The sequence below is a fragment of the Staphylococcus sp. AC872 genome (genome assembly GCF_979255425.1).
In genome coordinates this window covers 137,310-154,034 of sequence record NZ_CEEDKW010000005.1, presented here as the reverse complement: position 1 = coordinate 154,034, position 16,725 = coordinate 137,310, and the positions used below count along the sequence as shown (strand labels likewise).

17 protein-coding genes and 2 other annotated features (1 of these 19 cut by a window edge) are annotated in these 16,725 nt (G+C 31.8%); of the genes, 16 read left to right on the top strand and 1 reads right to left on the bottom strand.

The window, feature by feature from the left end; genetic code table 11:
• Positions 1–159: 159 nt before the first annotated feature.
• From ACZ267_RS09500 to ACZ267_RS09425, 16 genes are all read left to right on the top strand, one after another.
• A complete protein-coding gene (locus ACZ267_RS09500; RefSeq protein WP_002466018.1) occupies positions 160–1,656 on the top strand; it encodes an amino acid permease in 1,497 nt (498 codons plus the stop codon).
• A gap of 61 nt (positions 1,657–1,717) precedes the next feature.
• Positions 1,718–1,841: a sequence feature (ribosomal protein L20 leader region), on the top strand.
• Positions 1,842–1,868: 27 nt separating this feature from the next.
• The gene (gene infC / locus ACZ267_RS09495) at positions 1,869–2,396 is read left to right on the top strand and encodes a translation initiation factor IF-3 (RefSeq protein ID WP_002466019.1); all 528 of its coding nucleotides are present in this window, start codon (positions 1,869–1,871) and stop codon (positions 2,394–2,396) included.
• Positions 2,397–2,426: 30 nt separating this feature from the next.
• Positions 2,427–2,627, top strand: coding sequence for a 50S ribosomal protein L35 (gene rpmI, locus ACZ267_RS09490; RefSeq protein WP_002451769.1), 201 nt, complete (start codon positions 2,427–2,429; stop codon positions 2,625–2,627).
• Between the two features lie 55 nt (positions 2,628–2,682).
• Positions 2,683–3,039 carry a 50S ribosomal protein L20 gene (gene rplT, locus ACZ267_RS09485; protein ID WP_002451770.1) on the top strand — a complete coding sequence of 119 codons (357 nt, stop codon included), beginning with the start codon at positions 2,683–2,685 and terminating at the stop codon, positions 3,037–3,039.
• A 178-nt stretch (positions 3,040–3,217) separates the two neighbouring features.
• Positions 3,218–3,826, top strand: a complete 609-nt coding sequence (locus ACZ267_RS09480; RefSeq protein WP_002467531.1) for an NUDIX domain-containing protein — start codon at positions 3,218–3,220, stop codon at positions 3,824–3,826.
• Positions 3,827–3,845: 19 nt separating this feature from the next.
• Entirely contained in the window at positions 3,846–4,766 is a 921-nt protein-coding gene (locus ACZ267_RS09475) for a hypothetical protein (protein WP_079449030.1), read from the top strand.
• A gap of 172 nt (positions 4,767–4,938) precedes the next feature.
• Positions 4,939–6,243, top strand: a complete 1,305-nt coding sequence (gene tig, locus ACZ267_RS09470) for a trigger factor (RefSeq protein WP_015364922.1) — start codon at positions 4,939–4,941, stop codon at positions 6,241–6,243.
• A 231-nt stretch (positions 6,244–6,474) separates the two neighbouring features.
• A complete protein-coding gene (clpX, locus tag ACZ267_RS09465; protein WP_002451774.1) occupies positions 6,475–7,737 on the top strand; it encodes an ATP-dependent Clp protease ATP-binding subunit ClpX in 1,263 nt (420 codons plus the stop codon).
• Positions 7,738–7,889: 152 nt separating this feature from the next.
• Positions 7,890–8,477 (top strand): ribosome biogenesis GTP-binding protein YihA/YsxC, encoded by a 588-nt coding sequence (gene yihA / locus ACZ267_RS09460; protein WP_002467202.1) that lies wholly within the window; start codon positions 7,890–7,892, stop codon positions 8,475–8,477.
• A gap of 191 nt (positions 8,478–8,668) precedes the next feature.
• Positions 8,669–10,015, top strand: a complete 1,347-nt coding sequence (gene hemA, locus ACZ267_RS09455) for a glutamyl-tRNA reductase (protein WP_019235945.1) — start codon at positions 8,669–8,671, stop codon at positions 10,013–10,015.
• A gap of 21 nt (positions 10,016–10,036) precedes the next feature.
• Entirely contained in the window at positions 10,037–10,849 is an 813-nt protein-coding gene (locus tag ACZ267_RS09450; RefSeq protein WP_019235944.1) for a cytochrome C assembly family protein, read from the top strand.
• A 66-nt stretch (positions 10,850–10,915) separates the two neighbouring features.
• Positions 10,916–11,842, top strand: coding sequence for a hydroxymethylbilane synthase (hemC, locus tag ACZ267_RS09445; protein WP_015364925.1), 927 nt, complete (start codon positions 10,916–10,918; stop codon positions 11,840–11,842).
• Positions 11,843–11,863: 21 nt separating this feature from the next.
• On the top strand, positions 11,864–12,532 hold the full coding sequence (locus tag ACZ267_RS09440; RefSeq protein ID WP_015364926.1) for a uroporphyrinogen-III synthase: 669 nt from the start codon (positions 11,864–11,866) through the stop codon (positions 12,530–12,532).
• 1 nt (position 12,533) lies between these two features.
• Entirely contained in the window at positions 12,534–13,508 is a 975-nt protein-coding gene (hemB, locus tag ACZ267_RS09435) for a porphobilinogen synthase (protein WP_002467140.1), read from the top strand.
• 31 nt (positions 13,509–13,539) lie between these two features.
• A complete protein-coding gene (gene hemL, locus ACZ267_RS09430) occupies positions 13,540–14,826 on the top strand; it encodes a glutamate-1-semialdehyde 2,1-aminomutase (protein ID WP_002467134.1) in 1,287 nt (428 codons plus the stop codon).
• Between the two features lie 134 nt (positions 14,827–14,960).
• Positions 14,961–16,025, top strand: a complete 1,065-nt coding sequence (locus ACZ267_RS09425; protein WP_002467135.1) for an AbrB family transcriptional regulator — start codon at positions 14,961–14,963, stop codon at positions 16,023–16,025.
• Positions 16,026–16,101: 76 nt separating this feature from the next.
• Here the strand turns inward: ACZ267_RS09425 and ACZ267_RS09420 are convergent, their stop codons facing one another.
• The gene (locus tag ACZ267_RS09420) at positions 16,102–16,662 is read right to left on the bottom strand and encodes a DNA-3-methyladenine glycosylase I (protein ID WP_002467137.1); all 561 of its coding nucleotides are present in this window, start codon (positions 16,660–16,662) and stop codon (positions 16,102–16,104) included.
• Positions 16,663–16,719: 57 nt separating this feature from the next.
• Positions 16,720–16,725 (top strand) — a binding site (T-box leader); it runs 245 nt beyond the window's last position.

The window sequence follows — 16,725 nt, the reverse complement described above, 5'->3', positions numbered from 1 at the left end:
AGCCACTTTTTTGTTTTAAATTTATAAATAAAAGTAACATGATTAAGTGAGGTATCGTGTAGTCATATAAATGAAGATATAGAACTTAACGTGTTGTTTCTTTAATAAATAATAAAACAAAATCATAACTGCCTCTAAATACAAAGAAAGGAATCTTCTATGAGTAAAAACAAAAGTCAAAACGAAGGTATACAAAGAGGTTTAAAAGACCGTCATATATCTATGATAGCCATTGGTGGTTGTATTGGTACAGGTCTATTTATGACTTCGGGTGGAGCCATTCACAGTGCTGGAGCATTAGGTGCTTTGATTGCATATGCGATTATTGGAGCAATGGTATTCTTCTTAATGACATCACTTGGCGAGATGGCCACATATTTACCAGTTTCAGGATCATTTAGTACTTACGCCACACGATTTGTAGATCCATCACTTGGATTTGCATTAGGATGGAATTATTGGTTTAACTGGGTTATTACTGTAGCTGCAGATGTAACAATTGCCGCGCAAGTCATACAATATTGGTCCCCAATGCAAAGTGTGCCTGCTTGGGTCTGGAGTTGTATATTTTTAGTAATTATCTTTGCACTTAACTCATTGTCAGTTCGAGTATATGGTGAGAGTGAATATTGGTTTGCACTAATAAAAGTTGTTACTGTCATCATATTTATTGTGATAGGTTTATTAACTATTGTAGGTATTATGGGCGGTAAATTCGTTGGTTTTGAAACGTTTACTAAAGGAAGCGGCCCAATCCTTGGTGGCAACTTAGGAGGGAGCTTACTTTCAATATTAGGGGTATTCCTAGTTGCTGGTTTCTCATTCCAAGGTACTGAATTGATAGGGATAACAGCAGGGGAATCTGAAAATCCTGAAAGAGCCGTTCCAAAAGCTATTAAACAAGTATTCTGGAGAATATTATTATTTTATATATTAGCTATATTCATCATTGGTATGTTAATACCTTATGATAGTAGTGCACTTATGGGTGGAGAAAATAGTATCTCTACATCACCATTTACATTAGTATTCAAGAATGCTGGACTTGCATTTGCAGCATCATTTATGAATGCAGTTATTTTAACATCAGTATTATCTGCAGGTAATTCAGGAATGTATGCATCTACTAGAATGCTATATTCAATGAGTAAAGATAAACTAGCGTTTAATTCATTTTCAAAAACGAATAAAAATGGTGTGCCGCACATATCATTAATTGTAACTGGAATTATTGTTGTAGTGATTTTTGCAGTACAACATTTTAGTGGTGATGCATATGAATATATCGTAGCTGCTAGTGGTATGACAGGATTCATTGCTTGGGTCGGTATAGCTGTAAGTCATTATAGATTTAGACGTGCATTTGATAAACAAAATTATGATAAATCTAAACTAAAATATACGGCTAAATTATTCCCATTTGGCCCGATATTTGCTGGATTTTTATGTATTATCGTAATATTAGGTCAAGATGTCGATTTTATTAAAACAGGAGACTTTGATTTAAATAGATTTATTATTACTTATATGGGTATTCCAGTATTCTTAGCATTCTTTATTTATCATAAAGTAAGATATAAAACAAAGAAAATCCCATTAGAACAGGTAGATTTACGTCAAGATGTGTCAATGGAAGAAGTAAGACATCACGATTAATAAAAAAAGTAGTTGACGAATACATTTATTGTTGATATGATTAATAACGTTGAATACGAAACGAACCAAGTAGAAGCTCCCGCTTCTCACCTGTAGCGACGCAACAAGCAGTTGGCAGGTTAATCATGTTACACAATTAATGTGTGAAGAAGAGCGGGTAGTGATACTCGCTCTTCTTTTTTGCTTGGGACAATTTCGTAAAATTCTGGGAGGTGTCAACCATAGCAAAAGATCAGACTCAAATTAATGAGAAAATTCGTGCAAAAGAACTTCGTTTAGTAGGTCAAGATGGTGAACAAATAGGTGTTAAATCAAAACAAGAAGCGTTAGAAATGGCTGAACGTGTTGATTTAGATTTAGTAATCGTAGCACCAAATGCTAAACCACCTGTTGCAAGAATTATGGATTACGGTAAATTCAAATTCGAACAACAGAAAAAAGAAAAAGAAATGAAGAAGAAACAAAAAACAATTAACGTTAAAGAAATTCGTTTAAGTCCAACAATTGAGGAACATGATTTCCAAACAAAATTGAAAAACGGACGTAAATTCCTTTCTAAAGGCGATAAATGTAAAGTTTCAATTCGTTTCAGAGGTCGTGCCATTACTCACAAAGAAATTGGTCAACGCCAGTTAGAAAAATTTGCTGAAGAATGTAAAGACCTTGCAACAATCGAACAAAAGCCTAAAATGGAAGGCCGTCAAATGTTCCTTATGTTATCACCAATTAATGAAAAATAATTAATAATAATTTCTAGGAGGAAATGAATCATGCCTAAAATGAAAACTCACCGTGGAGCAGCGAAACGTGTTAAAAGAACTGGTTCAGGTCAATTAAAACGTTCAAGAGCTTTCACATCTCACTTATTTGCAAACAAAAACACTAAACAAAAACGTCAATTACGTAAAAGTAGATTAGTTTCTAAAAGCGATATGAAACGTGTAAAACAATTATTATCTTATAAAAAATAATACGACTAACGAATAAAGAATAATTACGTAGATAGTATCTAAGGAGGAATTTAATATGCCACGAGTAAAAGGTGGAACAGTAACAAGAGCACGTCGTAAAAAAACGATTAAATTAGCTAAAGGTTACTTCGGTTCAAAACATACATTATATAAAGTAGCAAAACAACAAGTAATGAAATCAGGTCAATACGCATTCCGTGACCGTCGTCAACGTAAACGTGATTTCCGTAAATTATGGATTACACGTATTAATGCAGCAGCACGTAAACATGATATCAGCTATTCACGTTTAATGAATGGATTGAAAAAAGCTGACATCGATATCAACCGTAAAATGTTATCTGAAATAGCTATTTCAGACGATAAAGCATTCGGTGAATTAGTATCAAAAGCTAAAGACGCTTTAAAATAAGCTTAACTCATAAAAGCTGAGACATTTATATGATGTCTCAGCTTTTATTTATATATCTTTCTATTTAAATATAAAATTGTTTAAGCATTGATATAAATTAAGAAGATACGTTAATCATCGCGAATCAAAAATAAGTTTGATAGAATAATATCATAAAGAAAATATAAAGGAGTTTAATATGTCTAAATTTGATGAGCAAATTATAGTAGTGCCAAGAACAACGCTTTTCGATAATGAAAAGAATGCATTCAATGGATTTTTATCAAAAAATGATGAAAAAGGTAATAATATTTTTAATTCATTAAGACAGTATGATGTGAAACGTAGAGGAGACATGGAAGAGGATCCAGGTTTTAAACAACTTATTTCATATTGTTTATTAGAAAATCAAAATGGTGAAATTCTTGTTTATGAACGTCTTTCTGGCGGCGGTGAAGAAAGATTGCACGGACAATCTTCGATTGGCGTCGGTGGACACATGAATGATGTAGTAGGGGCAGATTCAATTAATGAAGTACTGAGAGTAAATGCCCAAAGAGAATTAGAAGAAGAAGTAGGTTTGCCTACTGAAGATTCTCAAAATATGGAATACCTAGGTTTTATCAATGATGACAATAATGAAGTAGGTAAAGTTCATATGGGTGTAGTATTTAAAATAACAGTCAATTCAAATGATGTAGAAGCTAAAGAAACGGATACGCTAAGAATCAAATGGATTGAAAAGGGGAAAATAGAATCATACGATGACTTTGAGACATGGAGTGCATTAATTCTTCAAGATTTATAATAATTGAGGTGCAAATTAAATGTCAGATATCATCCCATTCCTATTATCTGAGAAAAAGCTAAAAGAAGATATTAGAAAAGCTGAATTAAAACAAGACTTTGACAAAATGTATGAATTATTTGAACAATATGAAAGCCAGTTTGAGTTAGATGAAGCACTCTCAATTAAAAAGTGCGATATGCTATATCAAATGGGAGCATTTTTGGAATTGAGAGAAGAAGCTATCATTTTGCTTAAACAAGGTTTAAACAAGTACGATGAGTTAATGATATTTTATGTTAAAAGTTTAAATGGCTTAGAACAGTACTATGAATCAGTAGAAGTGATTAATCAAATTATTGATGAAGTACGAGATCATAAAACCAGAATGGAATTATTCCCGTTAAAAGAATACGCACAATCTAAACTAGATTCAAATCGAGAACAATTGACTCATTCATTAGCTCAATTCAATCAATTAAATACAAGAGAACAAACGCATGTTCTACTTCAACTCATCGATAATGGGCATTATGATTTCAAAGAAACAATTCATTATTTATTAAGTCATGCTAATGTAGAAAATAACATTATAAGTTTGATGTTAGAATACTTAAGATTTGCACAGTCTGAAACTAGCGTCACAATTACCAAATATGGTACAACAGTTGACATTATTCCTAAAGATTTAAGTGGGCTAGAACACACGACTTTAAAATCGATTGTATTGCCAAAAGTGATTGAGAATCTTGAAAATGGCGCCATACATATTGTTGATGAAGCAAGCCATATCATGAATAATCATTCTATATTGCTATATCCCCTTAATATTGAAACGCTATTTCCAATAGAAGATTGGATTGTCGCGTATGATGTTTATTTTAAATCAATGTTAGGTATAGATGATAGTATTGCGAAACAAGAAATTTTATCATATATCTATCAATTAGATAAGCAATGATAACCCCAATTTCTTGCAAATAATGCATAAATCGTTTAACGTAAATTTTAATTGAAATTAGTAATAAATAATTTCGCAAACGTTGCAATTTCAATGTTTGTGTACACAAATGACCTATGCTATAATAGGGAAGTTGAAAAAATAAAATAGTTATTCATGGAGGTATTTATACATGACAGCAACTTGGGAAAAAAAGGAAGGTAACGAAGGATTATTAACTGTTACTGTTCCATCAGAAAAAGTAGATAAAGCATTAGATCAAGCATTTAAAAAAGTAGTTAAACAAATTAATGTACCTGGATTCCGTAAAGGTAAAGTGCCTCGTCCAATTTTTGAACAACGCTTTGGCGTTGAAGCATTATATCAAGATGCAGTAGACATTTTATTACCAGAAGCTTACGGTGAAGCTATTGATGAAACTGGTATTAATCCAGTTGCTCAACCAGAAGTTAACGTAACTCAAATTGAAAAAGGTAAAGATTTCATTTTTGAAGCTACTGTAACTGTTGAACCAGAAGTTAAATTAGGTGACTACAAAGGTTTAGAAATTGAAAAACAAGATTCTGAACTAACAGATGAAGAATTAGAAGAATCAATTAACCATAGTTTAGGCCACATGGCTGAAATGGTAGTCAAAAAAGAAGACGGCGCTGTTGAAAATGGCGACACAGTTAATATTGATTTCAGTGGTTCAGTTGATGGTGAAGAATTCGAAGGTGGACAAGCTGAAGGTTACGACTTAGAAGTTGGTTCAGGTTCATTCATCCCAGGTTTTGAAGAACAATTAGAAGGCATGAAAACTGGAGAAGAAAAAGACGTTGTTGTTACATTCCCAGAAGAGTATCATGCTGAAGAATTAGCTGGAAAAGAAGCTACTTTCAAAACAAAAGTAAATGAAATCAAATATAAAGATGTTCCAGAATTAAATGATGAAATTGCTAATGAGTTAGATGCAGAAGCTAATTCAGTTGATGAATATAAAGAAAACTTACGTAAACGTCTTGCTGAACAAAAAGCGACTGAAGCTGAAAACACTGAAAAAGAAGAAGCAATTAAAAAAGCAACAGACAATGCTACAATCGACATTCCTCAAGCAATGATCGATACTGAATTAGATCGTATGGTTCAAGAATTTGGTCAAAGAATCCAACAACAAGGGTTAGATTTACAAACATATTTCCAAATTTCTGGACAAGATGAGTCTCAATTAAGAGAACAAATGAAAGACGATGCAGAACAACGTGTTAAAACAAACTTAACATTAACTGCTATTGCTGATGCTGAAAATATCGAAGTTTCAGACGAAGATATTGATAAAGAACTTGAAAAAATGAGTGAACAATTCAACATTTCAGTTGAAGATATCAAAAACACATTAGGTAATACTGATATCGTTAAAAATGATGTTCGCATCCAAAAAGTTATCGATTTATTAAAAGACAATGCTAAATTAGTAGAAGGTAGCAAAGAAGACTAATACTATTCTATTAAGCGATATTCAATTTGATATTGTATTGTTTTAATAACATTGATAGGTAGGATGAATAAGATATATTATCTTGTGGGGTGGGGCCATGAGTTCAATCTGTTATAGTTTGAATTCAGTCCCACTCCTTCCTATTTTCAAGCAAATCAATTGAAATGTTATTATGTTGCATTATAGAATGCTATCTAGTATAGTCTTTATGGAATAGGGGTGTAAAAAAGAATGTTCAAATTCAATGAAGATGAAGAAAATTTAAAATGCTCTTTCTGTGGTAAAGATCAAGATCAAGTTAAGAAATTAGTTGCAGGAAGTGGCGTATATATTTGTAATGAGTGTATTGAATTATGCTCAGAAATCGTTGAAGAAGAGTTAGCACAAAATTCTTCAGAGGAATTAACTGAATTACCAACTCCTAAAGAAATTATGGATCATTTGAATGAATATGTTATCGGTCAAGAAAAAGCTAAAAAAGCTTTATCTGTAGCTGTTTATAATCACTATAAACGTATTCAACAATTAGGTCCTAATGAAGATGATGTAGAATTACAAAAAAGTAACATTGCATTAATCGGACCAACAGGTAGTGGTAAGACATTATTAGCACAAACATTAGCTAAAACATTAAATGTACCATTTGCAATCGCAGATGCTACAAGTTTAACAGAAGCTGGCTATGTTGGTGATGACGTAGAAAATATCTTATTACGTTTAATTCAAGCGGCAGATTTTGATATTGATAAAGCTGAAAAAGGTATTATTTATGTAGATGAAATTGATAAGATTGCAAGAAAATCTGAAAATACATCTATAACACGTGATGTTTCAGGTGAAGGTGTGCAACAAGCATTACTTAAAATATTAGAAGGTACTACTGCAAGTGTGCCTCCTCAAGGTGGACGTAAACATCCAAACCAAGAATTGATACAAATTGATACAACAAATATTTTATTCATCCTTGGTGGTGCCTTTGATGGAATTGATGAAGTTATCAAACGTCGTTTAGGTGAGAAAGTCATTGGTTTCGCTAGTAATGAAGCTGATAAATATGATGAAGAAGCGTTATTAGAGCAAATTAGACCAGAAGATTTACAATCTTACGGATTGATTCCTGAGTTTATTGGACGTGTACCAATTGTTGCTAATTTAGAAACTTTAGATGTAGATGCGCTTAAAAATATTTTAACGCAACCTAAAAATGCGCTAGTTAAACAATATACTAAAATGTTAGAACTCGATAACGTCGAGTTAGTATTTAGTGAGGAAGCATTGTCTGCTATTAGTGAAAAAGCTATTGCACGTAAGACAGGTGCTAGAGGACTTCGTTCTATTATTGAAGAAGCGCTAATTGATATAATGTATGATGTACCTTCATCAGAAGATGTAACTAAGGTAGTGATTACAGAACAAACGATCAATGATGAAGTCGAACCTGAATTATATGATTCAGAAGGTAATTTAATCAATGATAGTAAAACATCTGCATAATTTAATATTTATGGTACAGAGCCACATGTTATTGTGGCTCTTTTTTTATGTATTTATCATTCAACATTTGTATTTCTTAAAACTAGGATGACATAGAGATAAAAGTAATGGTAAAGTGTTAATGTGAGAAATAAGAAAAGTGAGGATCACCAATGAAAATTAATCCTAATAATATAGATTTAATTATAAGTGCTGTACAAGAAGCACAATATCCAGAAACAGATGTACCTGAAGTAGCATTAAGTGGTCGTTCAAATGTTGGTAAATCATCATTTATCAATAGTATGATTGGGCGAAAAAACATGGCTCGTACTTCACAACAACCGGGTAAAACACAGACGTTGAATTTCTTTAATATTGATGACCAATTAGTATTTGTAGATGTACCAGGTTATGGTTATGCTAAAGTAAGTAAAGTTCAACGAGAAAAGTTTGGAAAAATGATCGAAGAGTATTTAACAACACGTCAAAAATTACAATTGGTCATTCAACTCGTTGATTTGAGACATAATCCAACTGAAGATGATGTACTTATGTATAATTATTTAAAACATTTTGATATTCCAACTTTAATCATTTGTACCAAAGAAGATAAAATACCAAAAGGGAAAGTACAAAAGCATTTAAATAATATCAAAAACAAATTAGATTTAGAAGAAGGAGATACTATAGTTAGCTATTCTTCTATAAAAAATAATAAACAACAACAAATATGGGATTTGATAGAGTCTTATTTATAATCATTTTAATTATTCATAATAATTTTTCTGATATTCTAGACTAAATCTTCATATATAAATTCAAATTTAACAAATTTGACAAAAAATTGAAGTTAGATTAGAATCTTTCTAATTTATTTGAGCAATGAACTTAATAATCAATGCAAATGTGTTATACTAAGGTTATTGTAAGTATATGGAGGGCGTTATAAATGCATTTTATTGCAATAAGCATAAATCATCGAACTGCTAATGTAGCACTAAGAGAGCAAGTTGCTTTTAGAGATGATGCCTTACGATTAGCCCATGAAGATTTATATGAAACTAAAGCCATCTTAGAAAACGTCATCTTATCTACATGTAATCGTACCGAAGTATACGCCGTTGTTGATCAAATTCATACCGGACGTTATTACGTTCAAAGATTTTTAGCACGTAAATTTGGATTTGAAGTAGATGACATTAAAGACATGTCAGAAGTCAAAGTGGGGGACGAAGCTGTAGAACATCTATTGCGCGTCACTTCTGGTTTAGATTCCATTGTACTTGGAGAAACACAAATACTTGGGCAAATGCGCGACGCATTTTTCTTAGCTCAAGAAACGGGTACAACTGGTACTATCTTTAATCATTTATTTAAACAGGCAATTACTTTTGCTAAAAGAGCACATAGTGAAACAGATATTGCAGATAATGCAGTTAGTGTTTCATATGCTGCAGTTGAATTAGCTAAAAAGGTATTCGGAAAACTAAAATATAAACAAGCTGTCATTATTGGTGCAGGGGAAATGAGTGAATTATCACTCTTAAATCTGTTAGGGTCAGGTATTACAAATATAACAATTGTTAATAGAACAGTAGGTAAAGCTAAAGTATTAGCTGAAAAACATCAAGTTAAATTTGATTCACTAGATGCATTACCAGTTTTATTACAACAAGCTGATATTGTAATTAGTTCTACAAGTTCAGAGTCGTATATTATTACTAATGATTTAGTTGAATCTATAGCTAATCAACGAAAATTAGACGCTTTATTATTAGTTGATATTGCAGTTCCAAGAGATATTGAGCCTGGTATTGATGCAATCAACAATATATTTAATTACGATGTTGATGACTTGAAAGGTTTGGTTGATGCGAATTTAAGAGAGCGTCAATTAGCAGCACAAACAATTGCTGATCAAATACCTAGTGAAATAGATACTCATAATGATTGGGTAAATATGTTAGGTGTTGTACCAGTCATTAGAGCTTTACGTGAAAAAGCAATGAATATTCAATCTGAAACAATGGATAGTATTGATAGAAAATTACCAGATTTATCAGAGAGAGAAAGAAAGATTATTTCTAAACATACTAAAAGTATAATCAATCAAATGTTAAAAGACCCTATTAAGCAGGCTAAAGAATTAAGTAGTGATAAGAAAAGTAACGAAAAATTAGAGCTCTTTCAAAGCATTTTTGACATAGAAGCTGATAACCCTTATGAACAAGCGAGACAACACAAAGAAAATAAAGCTAAGGAAATTTCAGCACGTCGAATTTTTAGTTTTGAATAAGCATATTAATATGGTGATGATATGCAAGAAAACCTGTTTATTCGATTTCATGAAATAATATTAATCATTTATCTAATTAGCATTGTTTGCTATTTTCTAGATTTTGTGCGTAAAAGTCATCAAATTAGAGTTTTGGGTATATATACATTGGGGATTGTTTGGGTTTTACAAACAATCTCTTTATCTGTTTTTATTATACAAACGAAACACGCACCATTAGGATCGCTATTTGATGTATTTTTCTCACTGACATGGATTATTATATCTTTATCACTCATTTTGAATGTGATAAAAACTTTGAATTTTTCTGTGTTCTTTTTAAATTTAATTGGTTTTGTATTAATGGCAATGAACACATTTCAACCTGACCGTTATCATAGCCAAGTACAACAAGTGGCAGTTATTAATGAATTGTTACTTGTCCATATTGGTTTAGCAATTTTGAGCTATGCATTCTTTGCTTTAGCATTCGTAAATTGTTTACTTTATATCATTCAATATCGTAATTTAAAAGAGAAGAATTTTGATCAGAAATATTTTAGAATAGGTAGCGTAGCTACTTTAGAAGCTATTGTTTTTTTTACCACTTTGGCAGGATGGATTATACTAATTTTTAGTATTATTCTAGGTGCACAATGGGGTGTATTTTCAGTAGGTCAGCGCATATTTATTGATCCTAAGGTTATTTTTTCTACCGTCATTACGTTATTGTATGGTATTTATTTAATATTTAGAGTGAAAAAGATTATCAATCAAAAGAACCTAATATATTTTAATATTATTTTATTCTGTTTATGTATGTTCAACCTATTTTTCACTACCCATTTTTCGTAAAATGGCTTGTAAAATTATTTATAGGTTGGATAAGAGAACGAGTGTTTTTCTAGGAGGCAGCAGAACATGCGCAAGTTAGTAGTTGGATCAAGAAGAAGTAAACTAGCTTTAACTCAGAGCCAACAATTTATTGATAAATTGAAACAGGTACGTCCAGAATTGGATATTGAGATTAAAGAAATAGTTACGAAAGGCGATCGAATAGTAGATAAGCAATTATCTAAAGTCGGCGGAAAAGGTTTATTTGTTAAAGAAATTCAAAACGAATTGTTTGAAAAACAAATTGATATGGCTATTCATTCTTTAAAAGATGTACCTAGTGTGATACCTGAAGGACTAACATTGGGTTGTATTCCTGATAGAGAGGTTCCTTTTGATGCTTATATTTCCAAAAATCATACACCTTTAAGAGAATTACCTGAAGGCAGTATTATTGGAACAAGCTCTTTAAGAAGAGGGGCTCAAATTTTATCTAAGTATCCTCATTTAGAAATCAAATGGATACGAGGTAATATTGATACGAGATTACAAAAGCTTGAAACAGAAGACTATGATGCCATTATTTTAGCAGCAGCTGGTTTAAGACGAATGGGTTGGTCTGACGATATTGTAACAACCTATTTAGATAAAGATGTTTTACTTCCAGCTATTGGTCAAGGTGCACTTGGCATTGAGTGCAGAAGTGATGATAAAGAATTATTAGACCTATTGCAAGAAGTTCATAATAAAGATGTTGAAAAATGCGTTACTGCAGAAAGAACATTTTTAGCCGAAATGGATGGAAGTTGCCAAGTACCAATTGGTGGATATGCAACTATTAATAGCCAACAACAAATTGAATTTACTGGGCTAATTATGACACCTGACGGTACAGAACGATATGAACATACAGCTATTGGCGAATCTCCAACAGAATTAGGTAAAGAAGTGAGTCGTGTTCTAAAAGAACAAGGCGCTTATGAAATTATTAGAAAATTAAATGAAGAACAATAATCTTCGAGGTGACTTTTTAAAATGAAACCAGTTGTAGTTATGACACAAACAAGTGAAATTCAAAGTGATTTGGTTACAATTATTCACAAACCATTTATAGATATAAAACCACTTGAATTTGATTTGCGTTTGTTAAAAGATAACTATGACTGGCTTATTTTTTCGTCTAAAAATGCAGTTAAATATTTTTTGCCTTATCTATATTTGGTAAATTACAAAAAAATCGCAGTTGTTGGTGTAAAAACTGCTCAATATTGTCGTGAATTAAAAATCCCTGTAGATTTAATTCCACAGGATTACTCACAAGAAGGATTAATTAGTGAATTTCAAAAATATAATCAAAATATCCTCATACCTTCTAGTAAACAAGCACGTCCATTATTAAAAGAAACATTAGCTCGAAATAATGATGTTGTTAAAATTGATTTGTACGAGCCAGTACCACATTATCAACATATAAATGAAGTTAAATCATTAATTTTTAATCAAGAAATTGATGCTTTAACATTTTCAAGTTCATCTTCAGTACGTTATTATTTTAATGAAGACCCAATACCTAAGTTTGATCACTATTTTGCAATTGGCAAGCAAACGGCAAATACGATACATTCATATAATCAACCAGTCATTGTTGCAGATAAACAAACTTTAGAGGCATTGATAGATAAAGTAGTAGAAAGTAGGGACTAAAATGAAATTTGATAGACATAGAAGACTACGTTCTTCTCAAACAATGAGAGATATGGTTCGCGAAACACATGTAAGAAAAGAAGATTTAATTTACCCAATTTTTGTAGTTGAAAAAGATGATATTAAAACTGAAATTAAGTCATTACCAGGTGTATATCAAATCAGTTTAAATTTATTACACGAAGAAATAAAAGAAGCGTATGACCTAGGTATTAGAGCAATTATGTTCTTTGGTGTGCCAAACGATAAAGATGATGTTGGTTCTGGTGCATATGATCATAATGGCGTTGTACAAGAAGCAACACGTATTGCTAAAAAAATGTATAGTGACTTATTAATTGTTGCTGATACATGTCTATGTGAATATACAGATCACGGGCATTGCGGTGTCATTGACGATCACACACATGATGTAGACAATGATAAATCATTACCATTACTTGTTAAAACTGCAATTTCTCAAGTTGAGGCGGGTGCAGATATTATTGCACCAAGTAATATGATGGATGGATTTGTTGCTGAAATTAGACAAGGACTAGATGATGCTGGTTATCAAAATGTACCAATTATGAGTTATGGTATTAAATATGCATCAAGTTTCTTTGGACCATTCAGAGACGCTGCTGATTCAGCCCCTTCATTTGGCGACCGTAAAACATATCAAATGGATCCTGCTAATCGTTTAGAGGCATTGAGAGAACTTGAAAGTGACTTAAAAGAGGGATGTGACATGATGATTGTTAAACCTGCTTTAAGTTATTTAGATATAGTTAGAGATGTTAAAAATCATACTAATGTGCCTGTTGTTGCATACAATGTAAGTGGCGAATATAGTATGACTAAAGCCGCTGCCTTAAATGGATGGATCGATGAAGAAAAGATTGTTATGGAACAAATGGTTTCAATGAAACGTGCTGGAGCAGATATGATTATTACTTATTTTGCTAAAGATATTTGTCAATATCTAGATAAATAACAAAGAGATTAATTATGAGGAGGCAACATTTATGGGATATGAAAAATCAATAAAAGCAATGGAAATTGCTGAAGATTTAATGCCTGGCGGTGTAAATAGTCCAGTGCGTGCTTTTAAATCTGTGGATACACCTGCAATTTTTATGGATCATGCAGAAGGTTCGAAAATATATGATATTGACGGTAATGAATACATTGATTATGTTTTAAGTTGGGGACCGCTTATTTTAGGTCATAAAAATAAACAAGTTATCGAAAATCTTCACAAAGCAGTAGATAACGGCACTAGTTTTGGTGCTTCTACACTACAAGAAAATAAACTAGCTCAATTGGTTATTGATAGAGTACCTTCTATTGAGAAAGTTAGGATGGTATCTTCAGGTACGGAAGCTACATTAGATACATTAAGATTAGCGCGCGGTTATACTGGACGCAATAAAATTGTTAAATTTGAAGGTTGTTATCACGGTCATAGTGACTCATTATTAATTAAGGCTGGATCTGGAGTAGCAACATTAGGTTTACCCGATTCACCAGGTGTACCAGAAGGTATTGCAAAAAATACCATTACTGTACCATATAATGATTTAGATTCATTACGTCTAGCATTTGAAAAATATGGGGATGATATTGCTGGAGTTATAGTTGAACCAGTTGCTGGTAATATGGGTGTAGTTCCTCCCGTAGAAGGCTTTTTACAAGGATTAAGAGATATTACTAATGAATATGGTTCATTGCTAATATTTGATGAAGTTATGACTGGTTTTAGAGTTGGTTATAACTGTGCGCAGGGCTATTTTGGAGTGACACCAGATTTAACTTGTTTAGGTAAAGTTATAGGTGGAGGTTTACCTGTCGGAGCGTTTGGTGGTAAAAAAGAGATCATGGATCACATCGCACCAGTAGGAAATATTTATCAAGCAGGTACTTTATCAGGTAATCCATTAGCAATGACAAGTGGTTATGAAACACTAAGTCAATTAACACCTGAATCATATGACTATTTTAATGAACTAGGAGATTTACTTGAAAAAGGGCTTAAAGAAGTCTTTGCTAAGCATCAGGTACCTATAACAGTAAATAGAGCTGGATCAATGATAGGTTATTTCTTAAATGAAGGTCCTGTGACTAATTTTGAACAAGCCAATAAAAGTGATTTGAAATTATTTAGTGAGATGTATAGAGAAATGGCAAAAGAAGGTGTATTCCTGCCACCATCTCAATTTGAAGGGACTTTCTTATCAACAGCACATACTAAAGAAGATATTGAAAAAACAATACAAGCATTTGATAATTCATTAAGTCGTATTGTAAAATAAAAGGAAAATTAATTACATTTTTAGCCTGGGATATTATACCCAGGCTATTAATATATAATGAAATTATTTGAATGAGTATGTTTGAAATAACTGAGTTTTTACCATTTCACACATTTATAAAAGGTAGTGTGCGTATGAAGATAATAAATAGAAATAACCTAATTATATTAGCATTATCCATTATCATAAGTTTGCTATTAAAGATATCACATATATTATTACCTTTTATGTTTGGCCCCATTATAGCAGCTATTTTATGTATAAAAGTACTTAAATTAGATATTAAATGGCCGTTTTGGATTAGCCAAATTGGTCTGATTTGTTTAGGTGTTCAAATAGGAACTACATTTACTAGAACTGTTATAAAAGATATTCAAGCAAGTTGGTTAACAATTATTCTCGTTTCAGTTCTTTTGCTCGTGTTAGCACTTTTAATCGCATTATTATTTAAGAAAATAGCAGACGTAAATACCGAAACAGCCATTCTAAGTGTAATACCTGGTGCTTTAAGCCAAATGTTAGTTATGGCAGAGGAAGATAAAAATGCTAATATTTTAGTTGTGAGTTTAACACAAACATCTAGAATTATATTCGTTGTGATTTTAGTGCCATTAATTTCATATTTTTTCCAAAATAATCAAAGTAGTGGAGAAACTATAGTTAAAGCAAAACCTTTAACTGATGTTTTAAATATTTGGCAATTTATATTTATTGTATTGGCAATCGTTGTAGTTTATTGGATAATGGCTAAGATAAATTTTCCAACCAAACAATTATTGGCACCAATTGTGGTTCTAATCATCTGGAATATTACGACTGATGTGACATTTGCATTAGATAATTGGTTACTAGCAACAGCACAAGTGGTGTATATGATTCGAATAGGCCTACAAATAGCTCGTTTGCTTTCAGACTTGAAAGGTAGAATAGCCGTAGCGATTGCGTTTCAAAATATTATGCTTATATTAAGTGCTTTCATAATGGTTTGTATCTTACATTTCTTTACACATGATTCAATCAATGAGTTGTTTTTAGGTGCAGCGCCAGGAGGCATGAGCCAAATTGTATTAGTTGCAATTGAAACAGGAGCAGATGTGGCTATGATATCTAGTTATCATATATTTAGAATCTTCTTTATATTATTTTTAATCGCTCCATTAATTAATTATTTCTTGAAATATAGATCAAAGCGATCGTAAAAAAGTTTAATAGAATTAATAAAAAAGGCGTATATCAAAAGCTTATTTTGTAAGCTAAGATATACGTCTTTAAAGTTTAATCATGTTTAGGTTTTTGAGGACAATCTTGCAAATGTGAATCATATAATCCAGCTGCCTCTAAAAATGAAAATACTGTTACTGGACCTAGGAATTTAAAACCATACTTTTTTAAATCTTTGGACAATGCTTTAGCACGATCATCAACCGTAATACGATCTTCAGGCTTTACATATCCCATGTCGATGGGTTTACCATTCACATAAGACCATAAAAACGTACTAAAGCTACCGTAATCCTTCTCAATTTCTAAATAACCTTTCGCTTGTGCAATAATAGCTTCTAATTTCTTTCTATGATGAACAATATTGGGAAATGTCATTAAGTTGTCGACATCTTGATCGGTCATTGCCGCTACCTTTTTAGGATCGAATTGATAAAATGCCTCTTCATAAGCGGATTTCTTCTTTAGTATCGTAAGCCAAGATAGACCAGCATGTTGAGATTCTAATGCCAATAGTTTAAATAAATCTTTACTATCATACATAGGTTGACCCCAAACTTGATCATGATATTCTATATAAATTGGATCTTTGGTACCGAAGGCACAAGGGTTCATAAAATTCCTCCTAATAGATTGACTTATGTGAATTTCCATTATACTATAATTAAGTAAATGAAT

What these genes read in the sequence shown, in the direction of transcription:
- ACZ267_RS09425 (WP_002467135.1), top strand. Translation starts at nt 14,961, where the DNA reads ATGAAGATAATAAATAGAAATAACCTAATTATATTAGCATTATCCATT.
- hemL (WP_002467134.1), top strand. Translation starts at nt 13,540, where the DNA reads ATGGGATATGAAAAATCAATAAAAGCAATGGAAATTGCTGAAGATTTA.
- tig (WP_015364922.1), top strand. Translation starts at nt 4,939, where the DNA reads ATGACAGCAACTTGGGAAAAAAAGGAAGGTAACGAAGGATTATTAACT.
- ACZ267_RS09475 (WP_079449030.1), top strand. Translation starts at nt 3,846, where the DNA reads ATGTCAGATATCATCCCATTCCTATTATCTGAGAAAAAGCTAAAAGAA.
- hemA (WP_019235945.1), top strand. Translation starts at nt 8,669, where the DNA reads ATGCATTTTATTGCAATAAGCATAAATCATCGAACTGCTAATGTAGCA.
- hemC (WP_015364925.1), top strand. Translation starts at nt 10,916, where the DNA reads ATGCGCAAGTTAGTAGTTGGATCAAGAAGAAGTAAACTAGCTTTAACT.
- ACZ267_RS09500 (WP_002466018.1), top strand. Translation starts at nt 160, where the DNA reads ATGAGTAAAAACAAAAGTCAAAACGAAGGTATACAAAGAGGTTTAAAA.
- clpX (WP_002451774.1), top strand. Translation starts at nt 6,475, where the DNA reads ATGTTCAAATTCAATGAAGATGAAGAAAATTTAAAATGCTCTTTCTGT.
- rpmI (WP_002451769.1), top strand. Translation starts at nt 2,427, where the DNA reads ATGCCTAAAATGAAAACTCACCGTGGAGCAGCGAAACGTGTTAAAAGA.
- hemB (WP_002467140.1), top strand. Translation starts at nt 12,534, where the DNA reads ATGAAATTTGATAGACATAGAAGACTACGTTCTTCTCAAACAATGAGA.
- ACZ267_RS09440 (WP_015364926.1), top strand. Translation starts at nt 11,864, where the DNA reads ATGAAACCAGTTGTAGTTATGACACAAACAAGTGAAATTCAAAGTGAT.
- yihA (WP_002467202.1), top strand. Translation starts at nt 7,890, where the DNA reads ATGAAAATTAATCCTAATAATATAGATTTAATTATAAGTGCTGTACAA.
- ACZ267_RS09480 (WP_002467531.1), top strand. Translation starts at nt 3,218, where the DNA reads ATGTCTAAATTTGATGAGCAAATTATAGTAGTGCCAAGAACAACGCTT.
- ACZ267_RS09420 (WP_002467137.1), bottom strand. Translation starts at nt 16,662, where the DNA reads ATGAACCCTTGTGCCTTCGGTACCAAAGATCCAATTTATATAGAATAT.
- ACZ267_RS09450 (WP_019235944.1), top strand. Translation starts at nt 10,037, where the DNA reads ATGCAAGAAAACCTGTTTATTCGATTTCATGAAATAATATTAATCATT.
- rplT (WP_002451770.1), top strand. Translation starts at nt 2,683, where the DNA reads ATGCCACGAGTAAAAGGTGGAACAGTAACAAGAGCACGTCGTAAAAAA.